The organism is Brevibacterium zhoupengii, from assembly GCF_021117425.1.
Classification (GTDB): Bacteria; Actinomycetota; Actinomycetes; order Actinomycetales; family Brevibacteriaceae; genus Brevibacterium; species Brevibacterium zhoupengii.
On the sequence record NZ_CP088298.1, the window covers coordinates 1459976 to 1480041 of the forward strand.

13 protein-coding genes are annotated in these 20066 nt (G+C 63.3%); 9 read left to right on the forward strand and 4 right to left on the reverse strand.

Features of this window, described 5'->3' with window-relative positions:
- Positions 1-169 precede the first annotated feature (169 nt).
- Both rpoB and LQ788_RS06625 read left to right on the forward strand, forming a co-directional pair.
- Positions 170-3649 carry a DNA-directed RNA polymerase subunit beta gene (rpoB, locus tag LQ788_RS06620; RefSeq protein ID WP_231446044.1) on the forward strand — a complete coding sequence of 1160 codons (3480 nt, stop codon included), beginning with the start codon at positions 170-172 and terminating at the stop codon, positions 3647-3649.
- Positions 3650-3717: 68 nt separating this feature from the next.
- Complete coding sequence (locus LQ788_RS06625; protein WP_317207064.1) at positions 3718-7590, forward strand: DNA-directed RNA polymerase subunit beta'; 3873 nt, start codon at positions 3718-3720, stop codon at positions 7588-7590.
- Between the two features lie 134 nt (positions 7591-7724).
- On the opposite strand, the gene LQ788_RS06630 is transcribed toward LQ788_RS06625, so the two are convergent.
- Both LQ788_RS06630 and LQ788_RS06635 read right to left on the reverse strand, forming a co-directional pair.
- A complete protein-coding gene (locus LQ788_RS06630; protein ID WP_231446045.1) occupies positions 7725-8750 on the reverse strand; it encodes a 6-phosphofructokinase in 1026 nt (341 codons plus the stop codon).
- Positions 8747-9433, reverse strand: coding sequence for a DUF1707 SHOCT-like domain-containing protein (locus tag LQ788_RS06635; RefSeq protein WP_231446046.1), 687 nt, complete (start codon positions 9431-9433; stop codon positions 8747-8749). The genes LQ788_RS06630 and LQ788_RS06635 overlap by 4 nt, the downstream gene beginning before the upstream one ends.
- A 139-nt stretch (positions 9434-9572) precedes the next feature.
- Between LQ788_RS06635 and LQ788_RS06640 the strand changes: the two genes are divergently transcribed.
- From LQ788_RS06640 to LQ788_RS06660, 5 genes are all read left to right on the forward strand, one after another.
- Positions 9573-10817 (forward strand): glycosyltransferase, encoded by a 1245-nt coding sequence (locus tag LQ788_RS06640; RefSeq protein ID WP_231446047.1) that lies wholly within the window; start codon positions 9573-9575, stop codon positions 10815-10817.
- Positions 10810-12867, forward strand: a complete 2058-nt coding sequence (locus LQ788_RS19845; RefSeq protein WP_262908322.1) for an ArnT family glycosyltransferase — start codon at positions 10810-10812, stop codon at positions 12865-12867. Before LQ788_RS06640 ends, LQ788_RS19845 begins: the two co-directional genes overlap by 8 nt.
- A gap of 16 nt (positions 12868-12883) precedes the next feature.
- Positions 12884-13612 (forward strand): response regulator transcription factor, encoded by a 729-nt coding sequence (locus LQ788_RS06650; RefSeq protein ID WP_231446048.1) that lies wholly within the window; start codon positions 12884-12886, stop codon positions 13610-13612.
- Positions 13609-15192 carry a sensor histidine kinase gene (locus LQ788_RS06655; protein ID WP_231446050.1) on the forward strand — a complete coding sequence of 528 codons (1584 nt, stop codon included), beginning with the start codon at positions 13609-13611 and terminating at the stop codon, positions 15190-15192. Before LQ788_RS06650 ends, LQ788_RS06655 begins: the two co-directional genes overlap by 4 nt.
- A gap of 110 nt (positions 15193-15302) precedes the next feature.
- The gene (locus LQ788_RS06660) at positions 15303-15881 is read left to right on the forward strand and encodes a hypothetical protein (RefSeq protein ID WP_231446051.1); all 579 of its coding nucleotides are present in this window, start codon (positions 15303-15305) and stop codon (positions 15879-15881) included.
- 112 nt (positions 15882-15993) lie between these two features.
- On the opposite strand, the gene katG is transcribed toward LQ788_RS06660, so the two are convergent.
- Together katG and LQ788_RS06670 are read right to left on the reverse strand one after the other, a co-directional pair.
- Positions 15994-18198, reverse strand: a complete 2205-nt coding sequence (gene katG, locus LQ788_RS06665) for a catalase/peroxidase HPI (protein ID WP_231446052.1) — start codon at positions 18196-18198, stop codon at positions 15994-15996.
- A gap of 79 nt (positions 18199-18277) precedes the next feature.
- Positions 18278-18766 carry a Fur family transcriptional regulator gene (locus tag LQ788_RS06670; protein ID WP_231446053.1) on the reverse strand — a complete coding sequence of 163 codons (489 nt, stop codon included), beginning with the start codon at positions 18764-18766 and terminating at the stop codon, positions 18278-18280.
- A gap of 409 nt (positions 18767-19175) precedes the next feature.
- On the opposite strand from LQ788_RS06670, the gene rpsL reads away from it, so the two are divergent.
- A complete protein-coding gene (gene rpsL, locus LQ788_RS06675) occupies positions 19176-19550 on the forward strand; it encodes a 30S ribosomal protein S12 (RefSeq protein ID WP_069599774.1) in 375 nt (124 codons plus the stop codon).
- The gene (gene rpsG / locus LQ788_RS06680) at positions 19550-20020 is read left to right on the forward strand and encodes a 30S ribosomal protein S7 (protein ID WP_009883572.1); all 471 of its coding nucleotides are present in this window, start codon (positions 19550-19552) and stop codon (positions 20018-20020) included. Before rpsL ends, rpsG begins: the two co-directional genes overlap by 1 nt.
- Positions 20021-20066: the final 46 nt, after the last annotated feature.

A 20066-nucleotide genomic window follows, 5' to 3' on the forward strand; every position in this document is an offset into this window, starting at 1 on the left:
TTGCGTTGATCTGCCTGTGGCGTGCCTTCATATAGCGGGGGGCACCTCATTTCCACTCAAGTGAACCACGTTGTCGCCCGGTGTCGAAATCTGACACACCAGCGGTTGGCGACGTGACTTCGGGTGGAGGGTCAACCTATCAATTGGTGAAGCACTCGGAAGGATCCCATTGGCCGCCGCCAACGATAACACCAGGACCGCTAACGCCCCCAAGAGAATCTCCTTCGCGAAGATTCGCGAACCGCTCGAGGTTCCCGATCTGCTCGGTCTGCAGACAGACAGCTTCGATTGGCTCATCGGCTCGGAAGCGTGGCAGGACCGCGTCGCCGAAGCCATTGAAATCGGAGACGATTCCGTAGCAACCACCTCGGGACTCGAAGACATCTTCGAAGAGATCTCACCGATCGAGGACTTCGGTGGATCGATGTCACTGTCGTTCCGGGAGCACAGGTTCGAAGCCGCTAAGTACTCCATCGATGAGTGCAAAGAACGCGACATGACCTACTCGGCGCCACTGTATGTGACCGCCGAATTCATGAACAACAACACCGGCGAGATCAAGAGCCAGACCGTCTTCATGGGTGACTTCCCCCTCATGACCGACAAGGGCACGTTCATCGTCAACGGCACCGAGCGTGTCGTCGTCTCGCAGCTCGTGCGTTCGCCCGGTGCCTACTTCGAGTCCAGCGTCGACAAGACCACTGACAAGGACATCTTCACCGCGAAGATCATCCCTTCCCGTGGTGCTTGGCTGGAGTTCGAGGTCGACAAGCGCGACCAGGTCGGCGTTCGCCTCGACCGCAAGCGCAAGCAGTCGGTGACCGTTCTGCTCAAGGCCCTCGGCTGGTCCGAAGCGAAGATCCTCGAGGAATTCGGCGAGTTCGAGTCGATCCGCGAGACCATGGCCAAGGACACGGTCAACACGCAGGACGAAGCGCTGCTCGACATCTACAAGAAGCTGCGCCCGGCTGAGCCTGCGACCGCTGAAGCGGCCCGCAACCTGCTCAACAACCTGTACTTCAACCCCAAGCGCTATGACCTGGCCAAGGTCGGCCGCTATAAGGTCAACCGCAAGCTGGGTGTCGATGCGCCGCTGAGTGACTCGGTTCTTTCGACCGATGACGTCGTCGCCACCATCCGCTACCTGGTGTCTCTGCACGCAGGTGTCGACACCTCCAAGGGTGTCCGTGACGGCGAGGACATCGAACTCAGCGTCAAGCTCGATGACATCGATCACTTCGGCAACCGTCGCATCCGTGCGGTCGGCGAACTCATCGAGAACCAGGTCCGCACGGGTCTGTCTCGCATGGAGCGCGTCGTTCGTGAGCGCATGACGACTCAGGACGTCGAGGCGATCACACCCCAGACCCTGATCAACATCCGCCCTGTGGTGGCTGCGATCAAGGAGTTCTTCGGTACCTCGCAGCTCTCGCAGTTCATGGACCAGAACAACCCGCTCGCGGGTCTGACCCACAAGCGTCGTCTCTCGGCTCTGGGACCGGGTGGTCTCTCGCGTGACCGTGCCGCCATGGAAGTCCGTGACGTCCACCCCTCGCACTACGGTCGTATGTGCCCCATCGAGACCCCGGAAGGCCCGAACATCGGCCTGATCGGCTCGCTGGCCTCCTACGCCCGCATCAATCCGTTCGGCTTCATCGAAACGCCGTACCGCAAGGTCGTCGACGGTGTCGTCACGGATGAGACCGAGTACCTGACTGCCGATGATGAGCTTGAGTTCAACATTGCTCAGGCCAACGCGCCGCTGACCGAAGAGCAGCGTTTCGCCGAGGTCGAAGTTCTCGCACGTCCTAAGGGCGGCGGTGGCGAGGCCGAGCTGGTGCAGTACGACACGATTGACTTCATGGACGTCTCCGCACGTCAGATGGTGTCTGTCGCATCCGCGCTGATTCCGTTCCTCGAGCACGACGATGCGAACCGCGCCCTCATGGGTGCGAACATGCAGCGTCAGGCTGTGCCGCTGGTGATGTCGGAATCGCCAGTCGTCGGAACCGGCATGGAATACCGTGCCGCTGTCGACGCCGGTGACGTCATCACCGCCGATCGCCCAGGTGTCATCACCGAGGTGTCGGCCGACTTCGTCACCGTGCTGGCTGACGACGGCACGATGCAGACCTACCGCGCCGCGAAGTTCAAGCGTTCCAACCACGGAACCTCGTACAACCAGCGCATCATCGTCGACGAAGGCGATCGCGTCGAGTCGGGCACCGTCCTGGCTGACGGACCGTCGACTCAGAACGGTGAGATGGCACTGGGCAAGAACCTCCTCGTGGCGTTCATGTCCTGGGAAGGCTACAACTTCGAGGATGCGATCATCCTCTCCCAGCGTCTCGTTCAGGACGACGTCCTGTCCTCGATCCACATCGAGGAGCACGAGGTCGATGCTCGCGACACCAAGCTCGGCGCCGAAGAGATCACCCGCGACATCCCGAACATCTCGCCCGACGCCTTGGCAGACCTCGACGATCGTGGAATCATCCGCATCGGCGCTGAGGTCACCGACGGCGACATCCTCGTCGGCAAGGTCACCCCGAAGGGCGAGACCGAGCTGACTCCGGAAGAGCGCCTGCTGCGCGCGATCTTCGGTGAGAAGTCCCGCGAAGTCCGCGACACCTCGCTGCGCGTTCCCCACGGCGAGATCGGCACCGTCATCGGTGTCCGCGTCTTCGACCGCGAGGAAGACGACGAGCTCTCGCCGGGCGTCAACCAGATGGTCCGCGTCTACGTCGCTCAGCGCCGTAAGATCACCATCGGTGACAAGATGGCCGGTCGTCACGGCAACAAGGGTGTCATCTCGACCATCCTGCCTGTTGAGGACATGCCGTTCCTTGCCGACGGAACCCCCGTTGACATCATCCTCAACCCGCACGGTGTTCCGCGTCGTATGAACATCGGCCAGGTCTTCGAAGTCCACCTCGGATGGATCTCGAAGCAGGGTTGGAAGATCGAGGGCAACCCCGAGTGGGCTGCCGAACTGCCGGATGCCGCTCGCGAAGCCGAGGCCGGCACGAACCTGGCCACCCCGGTCTTCGATGGTGCTCACGAGCAGGAGCTGCGTGGACTGCTGGACTCAACGACTCCGAACCGCGATGGGGACCGCCTCATCGACTCTTCGGGCAAGGCCCAGCTGTTCGACGGTCGCTCCGGTGAACCGTTCCCGTACCCGATCGCTGTCGGCTACATGTACATGCTCAAGCTCCACCACCTCGTCGACGACAAGATCCACGCGCGTTCGACCGGTCCGTACTCGATGATCACCCAGCAGCCGCTGGGCGGTAAGGCACAGTTCGGCGGCCAGCGCTTCGGTGAGATGGAAGTGTGGGCCCTCGAGGCCTACGGTGCGGCTTACACGCTGCAGGAACTGCTGACGATCAAGTCCGATGACATCCCAGGCCGCGTGAAGGTCTACGAAGCCATCGTCAAGGGCGAGAACCTTCCTGACCCGGGAATCCCCGAGTCGTTCAAGGTCCTCATCAAGGAGATGCAGTCCCTGTGTCTCAACGTCGAAGTTCTGTCGTCGGACGGAGCCGAGGTTGAGATGCGTGACGGCGAGGACGAGGTCTACCGAGCAGCTGAAGAGCTCGGCATCGACCTTTCACGCCGCGAAGCCCAGACCGTAGAAGAAGTCTGAGGACTTCCACTTCAACCGACACAACTTCGCGATGAACGAGACGTTCATCGCCAGGAAAGAGGATTTACGTGCCTGACGTCAATTTCTTTGATGAGCTACGTATCGGTCTTGCCACTGCGGAATCCATCCGCGGCTGGTCACACGGTGAGGTGAAAAAGCCTGAGACCATCAACTACCGCACACTCAAGCCCGAAAAGGACGGACTCTTCTGCGAGAAGATCTTCGGTCCCACCCGCGACTGGGAGTGCGCCTGCGGCAAATACAAGCGCGTCCGCTTCAAGGGCATCATCTGTGAGCGCTGCGGCGTCGAGGTGACTCGCGCCAAGGTCCGCCGTGAGCGCATGGGCCACATCGAGCTGGCCGCACCTGTCACTCACATCTGGTACTTCAAGGGCGTCCCCTCGCGCTTGGGCTACCTGCTGGACCTGGCACCGAAGGACCTCGAGAAGGTCATCTACTTCGCCGCCTACATGATCACCTCGGTGGATGAGGACTCTCGGCACCGCGATCTGCCCAGCCTGCAGAACAAGATTGACATCGAAAAGCAGCAGATCGGCACCCGCCGTGACGCCGACATCGATCGTCGCGCCAAGAAGCTCGAAGAGGACCTCGCAGCACTCGAGGCCGACGGCGGCTCCGCCCCGGCCAAGAAGAAGCTGCGCGATGTCGCCGAGAAGGAAATGGAGAAGCTGCGCAAGAACGCCGACCGTGAGGTCGACCGCCTTGAGCAGGTCTGGGACCGGTTCAAGAGCCTCAAGGTCAACGACCTCGAAGGTGACGAGAGCCTGTACCGCGAGATGTTCCACCGTTTCGGTCTCTACTTCACCGGTGCCATGGGCGCCGAGGCGATCCAGAAGCGACTGCTCGACTTCGATCTCGAGGCCGAGTCCGAGAAGCTGCGTGAACTCATCGCCACCGGCAAGGGACAGCGTAAGACCCGCGCCCTGAAGCGTCTCAAGGTCGTCAACGCGTTCCTCACCACTGACAACAACCCCGAGGGCATGGTCCTCGACGTTGTTCCCGTGGTGCCGCCGGAGCTGCGCCCGATGGTGCAGCTCGATGGTGGACGTTTCGCCACGTCTGACCTCAACGACCTCTACCGTCGTGTGATCAACCGCAACAACCGCCTCAAGCGTCTGTTGGACCTCGGTGCGCCCGAGATCATCGTCAACAACGAGAAGCGGATGCTGCAGGAAGCCGTCGACTCACTGTTCGACAACGGCCGTCGCGGCCGTCCGGTGACCGGACCGGGCAACCGCCCGCTGAAGTCGCTGTCGGACATGCTCAAGGGCAAGCAGGGACGTTTCCGTCAGAACCTCCTGGGCAAGCGTGTTGACTACTCGGGCCGTTCGGTCATCGTGGTCGGTCCGCAGCTGCACCTGCACCAGTGTGGTCTGCCCAAGACCATGGCTCTGGAACTGTTCAAGCCCTTCGTGATGAAGCGCCTGGTCGATCTCAACCATGCTCAGAACATCAAGTCGGCCAAGCGCATGGTCGAGCGTCAGCACCCTCAGGTGTGGGACGTCCTCGAAGAGGTCATCACCGAACACCCGGTGCTGCTCAACCGTGCACCGACCCTGCACCGTCTGGGCATCCAGGCGTTCGAACCGCAGCTCATCGAGGGTAAGGCCATCCAGCTGCACCCCCTCGTCTGCTCGGCCTTCAACGCTGACTTCGACGGTGACCAGATGGCAGTCCACCTGCCGCTGAGCCCCGAAGCTCAGGCAGAGGCACGCGTGCTCATGCTCTCGGCCAACAACATCCTCAAGCCCTCGGACGGCAAGCCCGTAACCATGCCCTCACAGGACATGATCATCGGTCTGTACCACCTGACCTCCGAGCGCAAGGGCCTGGCCGGAGAGGGGCGCTCCTTCACCGGTCTCGGCGAAGCCATCATGGCCTTCGATCGTGGCGAGCTGGACCTCGGTTCGGTCATCACGATCCGTCTTGAGAATGTCGTCCCCGGCGACGATCTTGAGGTTCCCGAAGGTTGGGAGGCCGGCGATCCGCTGGACGTGCAGACCACTCTTGGTCGCGCACAGTTCAACGACTACCTGCCTGCCGACTACACGTACGTGAACTCCACGATCGACAAGAAGGCACTCAGCCGCATCGTGAACTACCTGGCCGAGGAATACCCCAAGGTCGAGGTCGCCCACACCTTGGACAACTTCAAGGCCGGCGGCTTCTACTGGGCAACTCGTTCGGGAATCACCATCTCGATGTCCGACGTGGTCTCACCCGAGGCCAAGACCGAGATCATCGACGACGCCGAGGCGTTCGACACGAAGGTTCAGCAGCAGTACGAACTCGGTGCGCTCACCGACGACGAACGCCGCAACGAACTGGTCAAGCTGTGGACCGAGACGACCGAGAAGGTCGACCAGGTCATGCGGACGAACTTCCCGGAGGAGAACTCGGTTCTGCGTCTGGTGGAGTCCGGTGCATCCGGTAACTGGATGCAGGTCCGTCAGCTGGCCGGTATGCGTGGACTGGTGACGAACCCGAAGGGTGAGATCATCCCTCGCCCGATCGTCTCGAACTACCGTGAGGGACTGTCGGTCCTCGAGTACTTCATCGCCTCGCACGGTGCTCGTAAGGGTCTGGCCGATACGGCTCTGCGTACCGCTGACTCCGGTTACCTGACCCGTCGTCTCGTCGACGTGTCGCAGGACGTCATCATCCGCACCGCTGAAGCCGATTCGAACAAGGGCATCACGCTGCCTGCAGCCGAGCGCGACCACGAGGGCAACCTTGTGCCGCACGAGTATGCAGAGACGAGCCTCTACGGTCGCCTCACGGTCTCAGACGTCTCCGACGCCGATGGCAATGTCATCGTGCCGGCGAAGACAGACGTGACCGCAGAGACGATCGACAAGCTGGTCGCTGCCGGGATCGAAGAGCTCAAGGTTCACTCCGTGCTCACCGCCGATTCCGACACTCAGATCTCGGCCATGCACTACGGTCGTTCGATGGCCACCGGCAAGCTCGTCGACATCGGCGAAGCAATCGGCACCGTCGCTGCCCAGTCGATCGGTGAGCCGGGAACCCAGCTCACCATGCGTACCTTCCACACCGGTGGTGCGGCGGCGTCCACGGGTGACATCACCCAGGGTCTGCCGCGTGTGACCGAGCTCTTCGAAGCTCGCACACCGAAGGGCTTCGCTCCCATCGCCGAGGCGACCGGACGTGCCAAGATCGACGACAGCCGCAAGACTCGCTTCGTCGTCATCACCCCCGATGACGGTGGCGAAGAGATCGAGCACGCAGTCTCCAAGCGTGCCCGCCTCCTCGTCGAGGACGGACAGAACGTCAAGGCCGGCGAGCAGCTGGTCATCGGCGCTGTCGATCCGAAGCAGGTGCTGCGCATCCGTGGTCGTCGTGAGGCTGAGCGCTTCCTCGTCGAGCAGGTGCAGAAGGTGTACCGTTCGCAGGGCGTGGGCATCCATGACAAGCACATCGAGGTCATCGTGCGGCAGATGCTGCGTCGCGTGACCGTGATCGAGTCGGGCGATACGAACCTGCTGCCTGGCGAGCTGGTCGACCGTGGCCGTTACCAGGCCGAGAACCGTCGTGTGGTTGCCGAAGGCGGCCAGCCGGCATCGGCTCGTGACGAGCTGATGGGCATCACGAAGGCCTCCTTGGCCACCGATTCGTGGCTGTCCGCCGCGTCCTTCCAGGAGACGACACGCGTCCTCACCGAGGCCGCGATGGAAGGCAAGTCGGACACGCTGCTGGGTCTCAAGGAGAACGTCATCCTCGGTAAGCTCATCCCTGCCGGCACCGGCCTGCAGACACACCGCGACATCGTGGTGGAGCCGACCGAAGAGGCGAAGGCCGAGATGTTCACGAACAGCTACGGCGACTTCTACGCAGGCATCGGTTCCGATTCCGGATCCGCCATCCCGCTGGAAGACTACGACTACGGCGCCTTCAGCTGAAGCGCCTCGTCTGAGTCGAGTCCCTGTCGCTGAGTCTCCGGACTGAGTCGACAGGAACAGCAAGAGGGGCACCCACCTGATGGTGGGTGCCCCTCTTCGCTCATTCACACGCAGCCTGCGTGCGCGAGCAGCCGCTAGCCGAAGAGGACTTGAGCCTCTTCCCAGCGCTGGAGCGGAACGGACTTGAGGCGGTCGACGGCTGACGCCATGTCGACCGAGACGATGTCGGTGCCCTTGAGGCTGGCCATCTTGCCCCAGTCGCCGTTGTGCGCGAGATCTGCCGCAGCCATTCCCAAGCGCGTGGACAGGACTCGGTCATAGGCCGTGGGGGAGCCGCCTCGCTGCAGGTGTCCGAGAATCGTGGCTCGGGATTCGATTCCCGTGATCTCCTCGATCTTCGGCGCCAGGAAGTCGGCAATCCCGCCGAGGCGGGTCCGCCCTTTGTTGTCGACACCTCGGTCCGCGACCTGTTCGTCGAGACCCTCGGGAATGAAGCCCTCGGCCACGACGACGATCGGGGCACGACCACGGTCCCTGGCCGAGGTCACCCATTCCTCGATCTGATCGAAGGAGACTGGAAACTCGGGCATGAGGATCGCGTGGGCGCCACCGGCCATTCCGGCATGCAGTGCGATCCATCCGACGTTGCGGCCCATGACTTCGATGACCATGCACCGATGGTGGGACTCCGCCGTTGTGCGGAGCCGGTCGATGGACTCGGTCGCGATGGCATGGGCCGAGTCGAAGCCGAAGGTGTAGTCGGTGCCGCTGAGATCGTTGTCGATGGTCTTCGGGACTCCGATGATGTTCAGTCCCTCTTCGTGCACCAGTCGGGAGGCCCCGGCCAGTGTGCCCTCGCCGCCGATCGCAACAATCGCGTCGATGCCGTGGGCGCTCATCACCTCACGCATCCTCTCGGGTCCGCCGCCCTCATAGGGGTGGGTGCGGGACGTGCCGAGGATGGTTCCGCCTCGGCCGGAGAGCCCTCGGACGTCGAGCATCGACATGTCGAACACATCGTCTTCGAGCAGGCCGCGCCACCCGTCGCGGATTCCGACGAACGAATCCTCGTGGGAGCGGATTCCCTTGCGGACGATTCCGCGAATGACCGCGTTGAGTCCGGGGCAGTCTCCGCCGGAGGTCAGTACACCTATCTTCATTCCAATTGCCCCTGATCCTTTGCTCGGTATCCTTTGGCCAAATGCACGTCATGTCCGGCCATGAACGACACGCCTTTGAGGATGAGCGTCCCGTTCGACCCGTCTCCTTTGGCGGAGCCGCGGATCTCATTGCCGGCCATGATGTTGATCGTGTCGTCGCGGACCCGTACGCCCGGTGGGACATAGATGTCGTGGCCGGCCATCATCGAATACGAGGTCAGTGACACGGTGACTCCCGGCCCCATCACGTCGCACAGGTCGATGTTGTCGCCACCCATGAGGGAATAGGTCGTCACCTCGGCCGTGCCGGCAGGTACATCGAGTTCGCGACCCGACATGATCGCCACGGAATTCAGCGGCTTCTCGGACCCTGGTTCTGCGATTGGAGCCAGGGGAGTGGGACCGTGGGCGCGGGTGATCGAGGTGCCTGCAGCTGTTCCGCCACCGGTCTGGCGCTGCAGGGTGCGGTAGAGGTCATGTCCCTCGGGCAGATCGACGATGAGCGGCAACAGCTCATCGAGGTACTTCGCCGAAATCGCCTCGTCCTGACGTTCGGCGGTCTCCTCCGGGTCGAGCCGACCGTTGCTGACCGCGTCGGTGATGACTCCGAGAACGGCGTCGCGGTCCTTGTCAGAGGCTCGGATGCGGGGCGCGGGCGAGTGCGGGGGATCTTCTTTTGCCATGACGCCCAGTGTAGCGGGGACCACACTACGGCAGGAGCGATAAAGACTATCCGGCAACGATCAGGACTATCTGACTCCCACAGGGTGGCCACAGCTTCGACCAATGCTGGGCCTAAGCCCAAGCGGAACTGTTGTCCTCATGAGACAGCACAGCATCCCTTGGGACCACGCAGGTCCCCACGCCCACCCATTCACCACGGCTCACGACGCCCCAACAGCCACGACCGTCGATCTCGTCGTTCCCGTCTACAACGAGGAATCCAGCCTGGCGAACTCCGTCGAAACGCTGCTGAGGGCCACGAGTCAAGGGGACAGCCACGTCACGATCATCATCGCTGACAATGCCAGCACCGACTCCACCCCCGCCATCGCCGAGGCGCTCGCTGAGAAGCATCCCGACGTGCGGTATGTGCGCCTGGAGGAGAAGGGGCGTGGCCGCGCCCTGTCGAAGGTGTGGTCGGCATCGGAGGCCGACGTCGTGGCATACACCGATGTGGATCTGGCCACCGACATCCGCGCGCTGGATCCGATGGTCGAGGTCATCCGGTCCGGTATCGCCGATGTCGCCATCGCCAGTCGGCTGCTGCCGGGACTGAACATCAGCCGCGGGGTGAAGCGAGAGGTCATCTCACGCTGCTACAACCGCCTGCTGAGACTCAGCCTGGGAGTCGGCTACAGCGACGCTCAGTGCGGGTTCAAGGCGATGTCTGCGGAGGCCGCGAAGAAGCTGCTGCCGCTGGTCGAAGACACGGCATGGTTCTTCGACACCGAGCTGCTCACCCAAGCCGAATGGGCAGGGCTGCGCATCCACGAATTCGGCACAGACTGGGTCGATGACCCCGATTCCTCGGTCGACGTCCTCGCCACCGCATGGGCTGATGTGAAGGGCATTCACCGACTGCGGAGAACGATCCGCCGTTCCGGGGGACAAGCGCTGGGCATCGACGAGGTTCCCGCTCCGAACACCGGAGCCCAGATCCTGCACTTCATCGATGTCGGCATCGTCAGCACCCTGCTCTACGCCGTCCTCTTCCTCTTCGGCGTGCAGATGTTCTCACCCGCTGTGGCCAACCTCGGCGCGCTTCTCATCTCAACAGTGGCCAATACCGGCCTCAACCGACGACATACCTTCGGAGTCCGCTCACCCCACCATGGTCTCGCCACCCAGGTCAAAGGTTTGGCGTCGTTCGCGCTGTGTCTCGGATTCACCTCGGCGGGGCTGGCCATTGCTGCGAACTTCACCGGGCACTGGGCCTCGATCGGGACTTTGGCGGTGCTGACGTTGGCGAACCTGCTGGGCACGATCGTGCGCTTCGTGCTGCTGCGGACCTGGGTGTTCGCCATCGGCGCACACCATAACTCGAGGAGTACACACCATGGATGAGAACCCTACTGCGAACACCGGGCACCGGCAGCTGCGCCGATTCTGGTACCCAGCTGCCCTCACCCTGCTGACCCTGGTCACGATTGCCGGGTTCCTCACCAATCTCAGCGCCAACGGCTGGGCGAATTCCTTCTATGCTGCGGCCGTACAGGCAGGATCCCAGAACTGGGAGGCCTTCCTCTTCGGTTCCCTGGACTCCGCGAACGCCATCACCGTCGACAAGCCTCCGGCATCTCTGTGGGTGATGGCGCTGAGCGCGCGCGTCTTCGGGTTCTCCTCGTTCTCGATGCTCCTGCCGCAGGTGCTGCTGGCCGGTGCGAGCGTGCTGCTGGTGGCCCATTCGACGAGGTTGGCCCTGCACGGACACACCGGTGCCGCTCTCGAGCGGCTCGCCGCACTGGGCGCCGGACTCGTGCTCGCGCTTTCGCCAGTCGTGGCGCTGATGTTTCGCTTCAACAATCCGGACGCTCTGCTGGTCACGCTCATGGTGGCAGCGGTCGTGGCGACCCAGCATGGGCTGAGGGCCGTGGGCAGCCCACGAAGGGCTGCGACTCGTGCCGCCATTCTGTGGCTTGGCCTCGCCGGCATCTGCCTCGGCTTCGGCTTCCTCACCAAACAGTTCCAAGTGCTGCTCATCGTGCCGGGACTGGCGCTGGCCTGGGTGCTCTTCGCTCGCCGTTCATGGCTGTACCGCGGCATTCTGCTCCTGGTTCCGATCGCGTCAATGGTCATCAGCGCCGGCTGGTGGATCGCCCTCGTCGAACTCACTCCCGCGACCGATCGACCCTATGTGGGGGGATCACAGAACAACTCTTTCCTCGAACTGACCTTCGGCTACAACGGCTTCGGAAGACTGACGGGCAACGAGACCGGTTCCGTCGGTGGTGGTGGAGGCGACCAGGGTGGTGGCGGTTGGGGAGAGACCGGCATCGCCCGACTGCTCACGGGCAGCTTCGGCGCTCAGATCGCCTGGCTCCTGCCGACGGCTCTGCTCCTGCTCGTCGTGCTCGTCGTCCTTCTCATCCGCGCCGAGGTGGCCCGCCGTCGCCGTGCCCGCAGCACACACGTGCCGGTCGCGCGCACATCGGGCAGTCTGGAAGCAGCCGTGATGATGTGGGGCGCATGGCTGGCGGTGACATGGCTGGTGCTCAGCAATATGAACGGCATCGTCCACGAGTACTACACGGTGGCTCTGGTGCCGGCGATCGCTGTGATCCTCGCCCTCGGCGTCGCGCTGCTTCTCACACGCGCAAGCTATGGCGCCATGCTGGTGCTGGCCCTGGCCTGGGCTCTGACGGGGGCGTGGCAGTTCATCCTCACGGCCTCGATGAGTGGAATCCCGGGCTGGCTGCGCTGGGGCGTGCTCGTGGTCTCCATTCTGGGCGCGCTGTTCCTGATCGTCGCCGGCCTCAGGTTCAGAGCGGCCCAAGACGGCATCAGGCGCAACCGCGCTCTGATGTCGGCAGCGGCATCGGTGGCCCTCGTCGCCAGCCTGGTGATTCCAGCACAGCTGAGCGTGCGTACGATCGCAGCCTCGACTCAAGGGTCGATCGTCACGATCGCCGGAACGAACTCGGGCATGGGCGGCCCGGGTGGCGGTGGTGGCGGAGGAGGCCCTGCCGGTGGGGGCGGACCCGCAGGCGACGACGGTGGCCGTGGCAGCGGGATGGGCGGTCTGCTCAGCGGAGCCACCCCCTCAGCCGAACTCACTGCCCTCCTCAGCGAGGACGCGTCCGACTTCACGTGGGCGGCGGCAGCGACTGGTGCCAACCAGGCCGCAGGCTACCAGCTGGCTGTGGAGGAACCCGTGATGGCCATCGGAGGATTCAACGGCACCGATCCCTCGCCGACACTCGCGGAGTTCAAGCAGCTTGTCGCTGAAGGACAGATCCATTGGTACATCGGCTCCGGATCGGATGGCCAGGGCGGAGGACCTGGCGGAGGCGGTGGCGGGTCTTCCACCTCGGCGGAGATCTCCGCATGGGTTGAGGCGAATTTCGAGGCCACGACCGTCGATTCCGTTTCGCTCTACGATCTCAGCGCCGGATGAGGGGGATAATCGAATCATGAACGCGACTCTCACAGGCACTGACGCAGCCCCGGCACGCGTGCTCATCGTCGATGACGAAGCCAACCTGGCCGAGCTCCTGGTCATGGCCTGCCAGGTCAAAGGCTGGGAGGCCGTGAGCGTGGGCACCGGCAGGGATGCGGTGGCACGGGCCAGGAATGAGCATTTCGACGCGATCGTCCTTGACGTCATGCTGCCCGATCTCGACGGGTTCGCCGTCATCGAGAAGGTGCGCGGCGAGGGCATCGACACCCCCGTGGTGTTCCTCTCCGCTCGCGACGAAGTCGATGACCGGCTCACCGGGCTGCGCCTGGGCGGGGATGACTATGTCACGAAGCCATTCAACCTCGACGAGGTCATCGCTCGGGTCGAAGCCAGGCTCCGGCGCAGCGCGCCGGTCATCCCCAGCGGTGATGAGGATCTGCTGCGGGTGGGCGACCTTGAACTCGATGCCCGCTCACACGAGGTGAGCAGGGCCGGCCACCCGATCGATCTCACGGCACGGGAATTCGAGGTGCTGCTGCTGTTCATGCGCAACCCGCGGGCCGTGCTGTCGAAGGCGCAGATCCTCGACCGTGTGTGGGACTACGACTTCGGCGGCAACGGCAACATCGTGGAGTTATATGTGTCGTATCTGCGGAAGAAGATCGACGCACCGTACGAGGACCTGCCGAACCTCTTCCACACCAAACGAGGGGCCGGCTACATCCTTCGGGCCGATCCGTGAAGGCCGTTCCTCCTGTGCGCCGGTGGCGGCTGCAGACACGACTGATCGTCCTCGCCAGTCTCGTCCTGACACTGGTGGGAGCCGGGATCGGGGCCGCCTCGTGGTGGAGCGTGCGGACCTCCCTGATGTCCGATCTCGACAGTCAGCTGGCCGGGATGACCCATCATGCCCGAGTCGATCCCGGGCCCGGACAGAAACCGGGGAACCCTCCGGCCTCGGACGAGACCGATTCGTCCACCTCTGTTGACCAAGCACTGCGCTACCTCTTCCAGCCGGGTGTCGGCGATGGTGCCCTCGTGGTCGTCGGCACCGATGACTCCGCCGAGGGCTTGATCGCCGAGGCGGGGCGCGTGCAGCCGCAGACGCTTCCCACAGATGCGGTCGATGTTCTCCTCAACGTCGACGCGGTGACCGGTGGTGAGGAACCTGACGGGGATCGCGGCGGTGAATCGGCTGGTCCGGGGGAGGCCGGTGCGTCTATAGGGCATCGTTCTGTCGAGGTTCCCGGCTTCGGCACCTATCGTGTCGCGGCCTTTGACGACGAGGGAACGACGACCGTCTACGGGGTCCCGCAGAACAGCGTCGATTCTGCGCTTGAGCGAACGGCCTACACCACGGCACTCGCGGTGCTCATCGGCGTACTCGCAACGGCACTGCTCATGGCCGTCATCATCCACAGGCAGCTGCGTGACCTCAGGGATGTTGCGCGCACAGCCCGGGAAGTGACCGACCTCGAGCTGGGGGAGGGGGAGCCCGAGCTGGCGCTGCGGGTGCCCTCAGAACTCGCGGTGCCCGGCACCGAGGTCGGTGACGTCGGCGCGTCGGTGAATCGGATGCTCGACCACGTCGGCTCCGCTCTTGACGAACGATATCGCGGGACAGAGCAGATGAGACGATTCGTCGCAGACGCCTCGCACGAGCTGCGGACCCCGATCGCCACGATCAGAGGATGGGCAGACCTCACCCGACCGTATCGGGACGAGCTTCCTGTCCAGGTGCAGACATCTCTGGGCCGGATCGACTCCGGAGCGATGAGGATGTCCTCGCTCGTCGATGACCTGCTCCTCCTCGCCAGATTGGAAGCCGGCCGACAGCCGACCAAGGAAGACAGCGTCGATGTGTCTGCACTGCTTTTGGACCTCGTCGAAGATGCGCACGTGCTCAGCCCGGATCATGAGATCCATCTGGATCTGCCTCCAGAAGCCTTGGAGATCCGCGGCGCCGACGATCAGGTGCGTCAGGCGGTCGCAGTCATACTCACCAATGCGTGCGTGCACACGCAGGCGGGCACGCGGGTCCATGTTGAGGCTGAACACACTGACGAGGCCGAAGCCCAGCAGATGGTGGCTGTGCGCATCAGCGATGACGGCCCGGGCATCCCCGAAGACATCCGCGACACAGTCTTCGACAGGTTCGTCCGCGGCGATGCTGCACGAACCAGAACCGAGGGAATACGCGGAGGATCATCTGGTCTGGGTCTGTCCATCGCCTCCGGACTCGTCGAACTCATGCACGGCACGGTGTCGATGACGACCTCGGAGGGCGGCACCGTGTTCGAGCTCCGCTTCCGAGCTGCCTGAAGGTCTTGGGTCGCACCCGCGCTCAACTGCACAGGCTGGACACAGCCTCGACTGGGATTGGCGACAGCACGGCACACGAAAGTGGAATCACTGACAACCAAGGAGATTTCATGACTGAGAACCAGAATCAGAACCCTGCCGACCCTGCTGCCCGATCCGACGCTTCCACCCAGCCCAGCCCTGCTGGCCAGAACAGCACAACCGGTCCGATGATCTCGAGCAGCACGGCCGGTCCCATGGATGCGAGCGGCCGGAAGAAGAGGCGCGTTCCGCTGATCCCTGCCGTCCTCGCAGGTGCGGCCCTGTTCATCGTCGGCGGACTCGCCGGAGGAGCAGTGGGCGCCTCGACAGTGCTGATGTCGAATGACAGCGGCACAAGCCAGGGTGCGGGTGGACCTGGCGGCCAGCCGGGAGGCGGCCAACAGGGCGGCGGCCAGCAGGGTGGTGCAGGGCCGGGCGGAGGAATGGCGCCGGGCGGACAGGGTTCGACCAACCAGAATTCGAACAACCAGGACTCGACCAGCCAAGACTCGACCAGCCAAGGATCGGACGGACAGTCCTCCCAAAGTTCGGATGACCAGACGGCCGATGACACCTCGGCGGTGGACGAGAGCAGCGAAGAGAACGTTGCTCTGACCGGGCTGAGCTCGGTGTCGCAGGAAGCAGCGGTCCTCAACCGAGAGCCCTGATTCTCTCTGCCGCCACGGTGCCATGCTCTGTTCCGGAAACGACTGTGCCCCCACCGAAATCGGTGGGGGCACAGTCGTCAGTGCTCAGAACACTTAGCGGAGGAGATCTCCGTCAGCGGTGCAGGTCGAAACGGTCTGCCTCGACGAGCTTGCTCCAGGCCTTGACGAAGTCGTTGACGAACTTCTCCTTGGCATCATCGGAGGCGTACACCTCGGCGATGGCGCGCAGCTCTGAGTTGGCGCCGAAGAGGAGGTCGATGCGACTGCCGGTCCACAGCTTCTCTCCGGCGGGGGAGAAGCACTCGTAGACGTTGGCGGACTCGGACGGGCCGACCGGCTTCCAGACATTGCCGAGTTCGAGCAGATTGACGAAGAAGTCGTTCGTCAGCTCGCCCGGGCGATCGGTGAACACACCGAGCTCGGAGTCTTCGTAGTTCGCGCCGAGGACGCGCAGGCCGCCCACGAGCACGGTCAGCTCCGACGGGGTCAGGCCCAAGAGGCTGGCCCTGTCCAGGAGGAGATGTTCGGCCGAGAGCGGAAGGCCCTCTGTCAGGTAGTTGCGGAATCCGTCGTGAGTCGGCTCCAGGAAGGAGAACGAGTTGACGTCGGTCTGCTCCTGGGTTGCGTCTCCGCGGCCCGTGGTCACCGGGACGCTGACATCATGTCCGGCGGCCTGTGCTGCGGTCTCGATGCCGACGGCTCCGGCGATTGCCAGAACATCGGCGAAGGAGGCGCCGTTGTCGGCTGCGATGCCCTCGAGGACGCTGACGACCTGAGCCAGCTTCGCCGGCTCGTTGACGTCCCAGCTCTTCTGCGGTTCGAGGCGCAGACGTCCGCCGTTGACACCGCCGCGGAAGTCCGAGCGGCGGTGCGTTGACGCTGCAGCCCAAGTGGTGGACACCAGCTGGGAGACGGTCAGACCTGAGTTGCGAATGGCGGCCTTGACTGCCTCGAGTCCGGCCTCATCCAGCGGGGTGCCTTCTGGGACCGGGTCCTGCCAGATCAGCTCTTCTTCCGGAACCTCGGGTCCGAGGTAGCGGGTGGCCGGGCCCATGTCACGGTGGGTGAGCTTGAACCAGGCACGAGCGAAGGCATCTTCGAAAGCCTTCTGATCGTCCTTGAAACGACGCGAGATCTTCTCGTAGATGGGATCGAAGCGCAGGGACAGGTCGGTCGTGAGCATGCGGGGCTCACGACGTCCGTCACCCTGTGCCATGGGCACCATGTCGTCTCCGCCGCCGTCGACCGGACGCCACTGCAGGTGTCCGCCGTCGTTTTCGAAGACTTCCCATTCGTAGGCGAAGAGGATGTGGAAGAACTCGTTGTCCCAGCGGGTCGGGTGATAGGTCCAGGTGACCTCGATGCCGCTGCCGACGGTGTCGTTGCCCTGACCGGTGCCGAAATCGGACTTCCAGCCCAGTCCCTGCTCTTCGATCGGTGCTGCTTCGGGGTCGCCGCCCTTGTGTGACTCCGGGGCTGCGCCGTGGGTCTTGCCGAACGTGTGACCACCGGCGATGAGGGCGACGGTCTCCTCATCGTCCATGGCCATACGAGCGAATGTCTCGCGAATGTCGAGCGCGGCAGCCAGCGGATCGGGCTTGCCTTCCGGGCCTTCCGGGTTGACGTAGATGAGCCCCATGGTGGTTGCGGCCAGGGGCTTCTGCAGTTCGCGGTTGCCCACATAGCGCTTGTCGGTGCCCAGCCATTCGGTCTCTGAGCCCCAGTAGACGTCGTTGTCGGGTTCCCATACGTCCTTACGTCCGCCTGCATAGCCGAAGGTCTTGAAGCCCATCGACTCCAGTCCGACGTTGCCGGCGAGAATGAACAGGTCGGCCCAGGAGATCTTCTTGCCGTACTTCTTCTTGACCGGCCAGAGCAGGCGACGAGCCTTGTCGAGACCCACGTTGTCGGGCCAGGAGTTCAGCGGGGCGAAGCGCTGCTGTCCCTCGCCGCCACCGCCGCGTCCGTCCTGAACACGGTAGGTGCCGGCCGAGTGCCAGGCCATGCGGATCATGAATGGGCCGTAGTGTCCGAAGTCGGCAGACCACCAGTCGGAGTTCGTCTTCTGGAGCTCTTCGATATCGGCCTTGAGCGCGAAGTAGTCGAGGCTGGCGAATTCGGCGTCGTAGTCGAAGCCCTCGTCCATGGGGTCGCGTGCAGGCTGGTTCTTGGCCAAGATCTTGAGATTGAGGCGGTTGGGCCACCAGTGCGAGTTCGCGTCGCCCTGACTGGGAGCGGCCAGCGACTCGGCCGCAGGCGCAGACGCCGCCGAGGTGGTGTGAGCGACTGGGCAGCCGCCTGTGGAGCTTTCGGTCATTGTGTACCTTTCACGGTCGAGCCCCGTCGGGCTCGGTTGAAGACAAAAGGGGTGAGGCATTGTCGAAGGATGGATCGGCTCAGGTCGCCGAGGTGGTCTCGGAGCGTCCTGCAGGAGATGTGGTTCCCGACGGCGATGAGTTGCAGTCGGGGCACAGTCCCCAGAAGGTCACTTCGGCCTGCTCGATGACGAATCCCGCGTCGTGTGAAGGTGTCAGGCAGGGAGCCTGCCCGACCGTGCAGTCAACATCGACGATGAGATTGCATGATCGGCACACGAGGTGATGATGGTTGTCCCCGATGCGCCGTTCGTACCGCGCCACGGACCCGGACGGCTGAATGCACCGTACGAGCCCAACCTCGGTGAGGGTGTGCAGTGAGTCGTAGACGGCCTGATGCGACACCTCGGGGAGCTGCTCACGGACGGCGCGAATGACGGTATCGGTGTCTGCATGCTGATGTTCACAGACAGCTTCGAGCACCGCGACTCTTTGTTTCGTCACACGAAGGGAGCTGTTCCGCAGTGCTGCAGTCGGCTCCGATTCGTGTCCATGCTTCTTCTCAGCCACGGCTTCAGCTTGCCGCCTTTTCTTGAATCAGTCAAGGAAGCGTGTCGAAGGGGTGGGCATGTCGCCAAGCGCACAGGCATCGGTTTTGACCAGATGTACTGGGCCGCGATATTCTAGGATGCGACTGATTGTGTTATCTGCGTTCGCGAATGACCATACCGGATGTTTTGTGAGGTCCGGATCATTGTGAGAATTCGTCAGAAGCAGGCCGCCGACGTGTCATTCTGCATAGGTCGTGTGTCTTTGCGACACACCCGAGTGCAGGGTTCACTGCGTCGCGCGAATACTGGCATCGGGCGTGAAGCTTCACCCGGTGTTCAGTCGGATATGTCCCACGGTTCACAACCATGGCTGATGCCATGGCCAATGTGGGAATTAGGTTTATCGAGAAGCAAACGGAGAACGCTTAGTGCCGACAATCCAGCAGCTCGTCCGCAAGGGACGACATGTCAAATCCGCAGGATCCGACGCTCCTGCGCTGAAGAACAGCCCGCAGCGTCGTGGGGTGTGCACCCGTGTGTACACCACTACACCCAAGAAGCCGAACTCGGCTCTTCGCAAGGTCGCTCGTGTCAAGCTTTCGAGCCAGATCGAAGTGACCGCCTACATTCCAGGCGAAGGACACAACCTGCAGGAGCACTCGATCGTGCTCGTGCGCGGTGGTCGTGTCAAGGACCTGCCAGGTGTGCGCTACCGAATCGTTCGCGGTTCGCTTGACACCCAGGGTGTCAAGGGCCGCCAGCAGGCACGCAGCAAGTACGGTGCGAAGAGGGAGAAGAAGTAATGCCACGTAAAGGTCCTGCACCCAAGCGACCGATCGTCATTGACCCGGTCTTCAGTTCGCCGATCGTCACGCAGCTGATCAACAAGATCCTGCTCGACGGAAAGCGTTCGACCGCTGAGCGCATCGTCTACGGTGCTCTCGAAGGTACCCGTGAGAAGAACGGCAATGACCCAGTTGTCAACCTGAAGAAGGCTCTCGACAACATCCGGCCGTCCCTCGAGGTTCGCTCCCGCCGTGTCGGTGGCGCGACCTACCAGGTTCCGGTTGATGTTCGTCCGGTTCGTTCGACGACTTTGGCACTGCGCTGGCTCGTGGCTTACTCCCGCCAGCGTCGTGAGAAGACGATGACCGAACGCCTCATGAACGAGATTCTCGATGCAAGCAACGGCCTCGGTGCTGCTGTGAAGCGTCGCGAAGACACCCACAAGATGGCCGAGTCCAACAAGGCCTTCGCCCACTACCGCTGGTAATCGTTCCTCCCTGGAACCCTGGCCGGCCAGCGTCATAGGGCGCTTG

Bases quoted from the DNA above. Each gene is read 5' to 3' on its own strand.
- LQ788_RS06630 (WP_231446045.1), bottom strand. From the start codon at position 8,750: ATGAAGATAGGTGTACTGACCTCCGGCGGAGACTGCCCCGGACTCAAC.
- LQ788_RS06635 (WP_231446046.1), bottom strand. From the start codon at position 9,433: ATGGCAAAAGAAGATCCCCCGCACTCGCCCGCGCCCCGCATCCGAGCC.
- LQ788_RS06640 (WP_231446047.1), top strand. From the start codon at position 9,573: ATGAGACAGCACAGCATCCCTTGGGACCACGCAGGTCCCCACGCCCAC.
- LQ788_RS19845 (WP_262908322.1), top strand. From the start codon at position 10,810: ATGGATGAGAACCCTACTGCGAACACCGGGCACCGGCAGCTGCGCCGA.
- LQ788_RS06650 (WP_231446048.1), top strand. From the start codon at position 12,884: ATGAACGCGACTCTCACAGGCACTGACGCAGCCCCGGCACGCGTGCTC.
- LQ788_RS06660 (WP_231446051.1), top strand. From the start codon at position 15,303: ATGACTGAGAACCAGAATCAGAACCCTGCCGACCCTGCTGCCCGATCC.
- katG (WP_231446052.1), bottom strand. From the start codon at position 18,198: ATGACCGAAAGCTCCACAGGCGGCTGCCCAGTCGCTCACACCACCTCG.
- rpsG (WP_009883572.1), top strand. From the start codon at position 19,550: ATGCCACGTAAAGGTCCTGCACCCAAGCGACCGATCGTCATTGACCCG.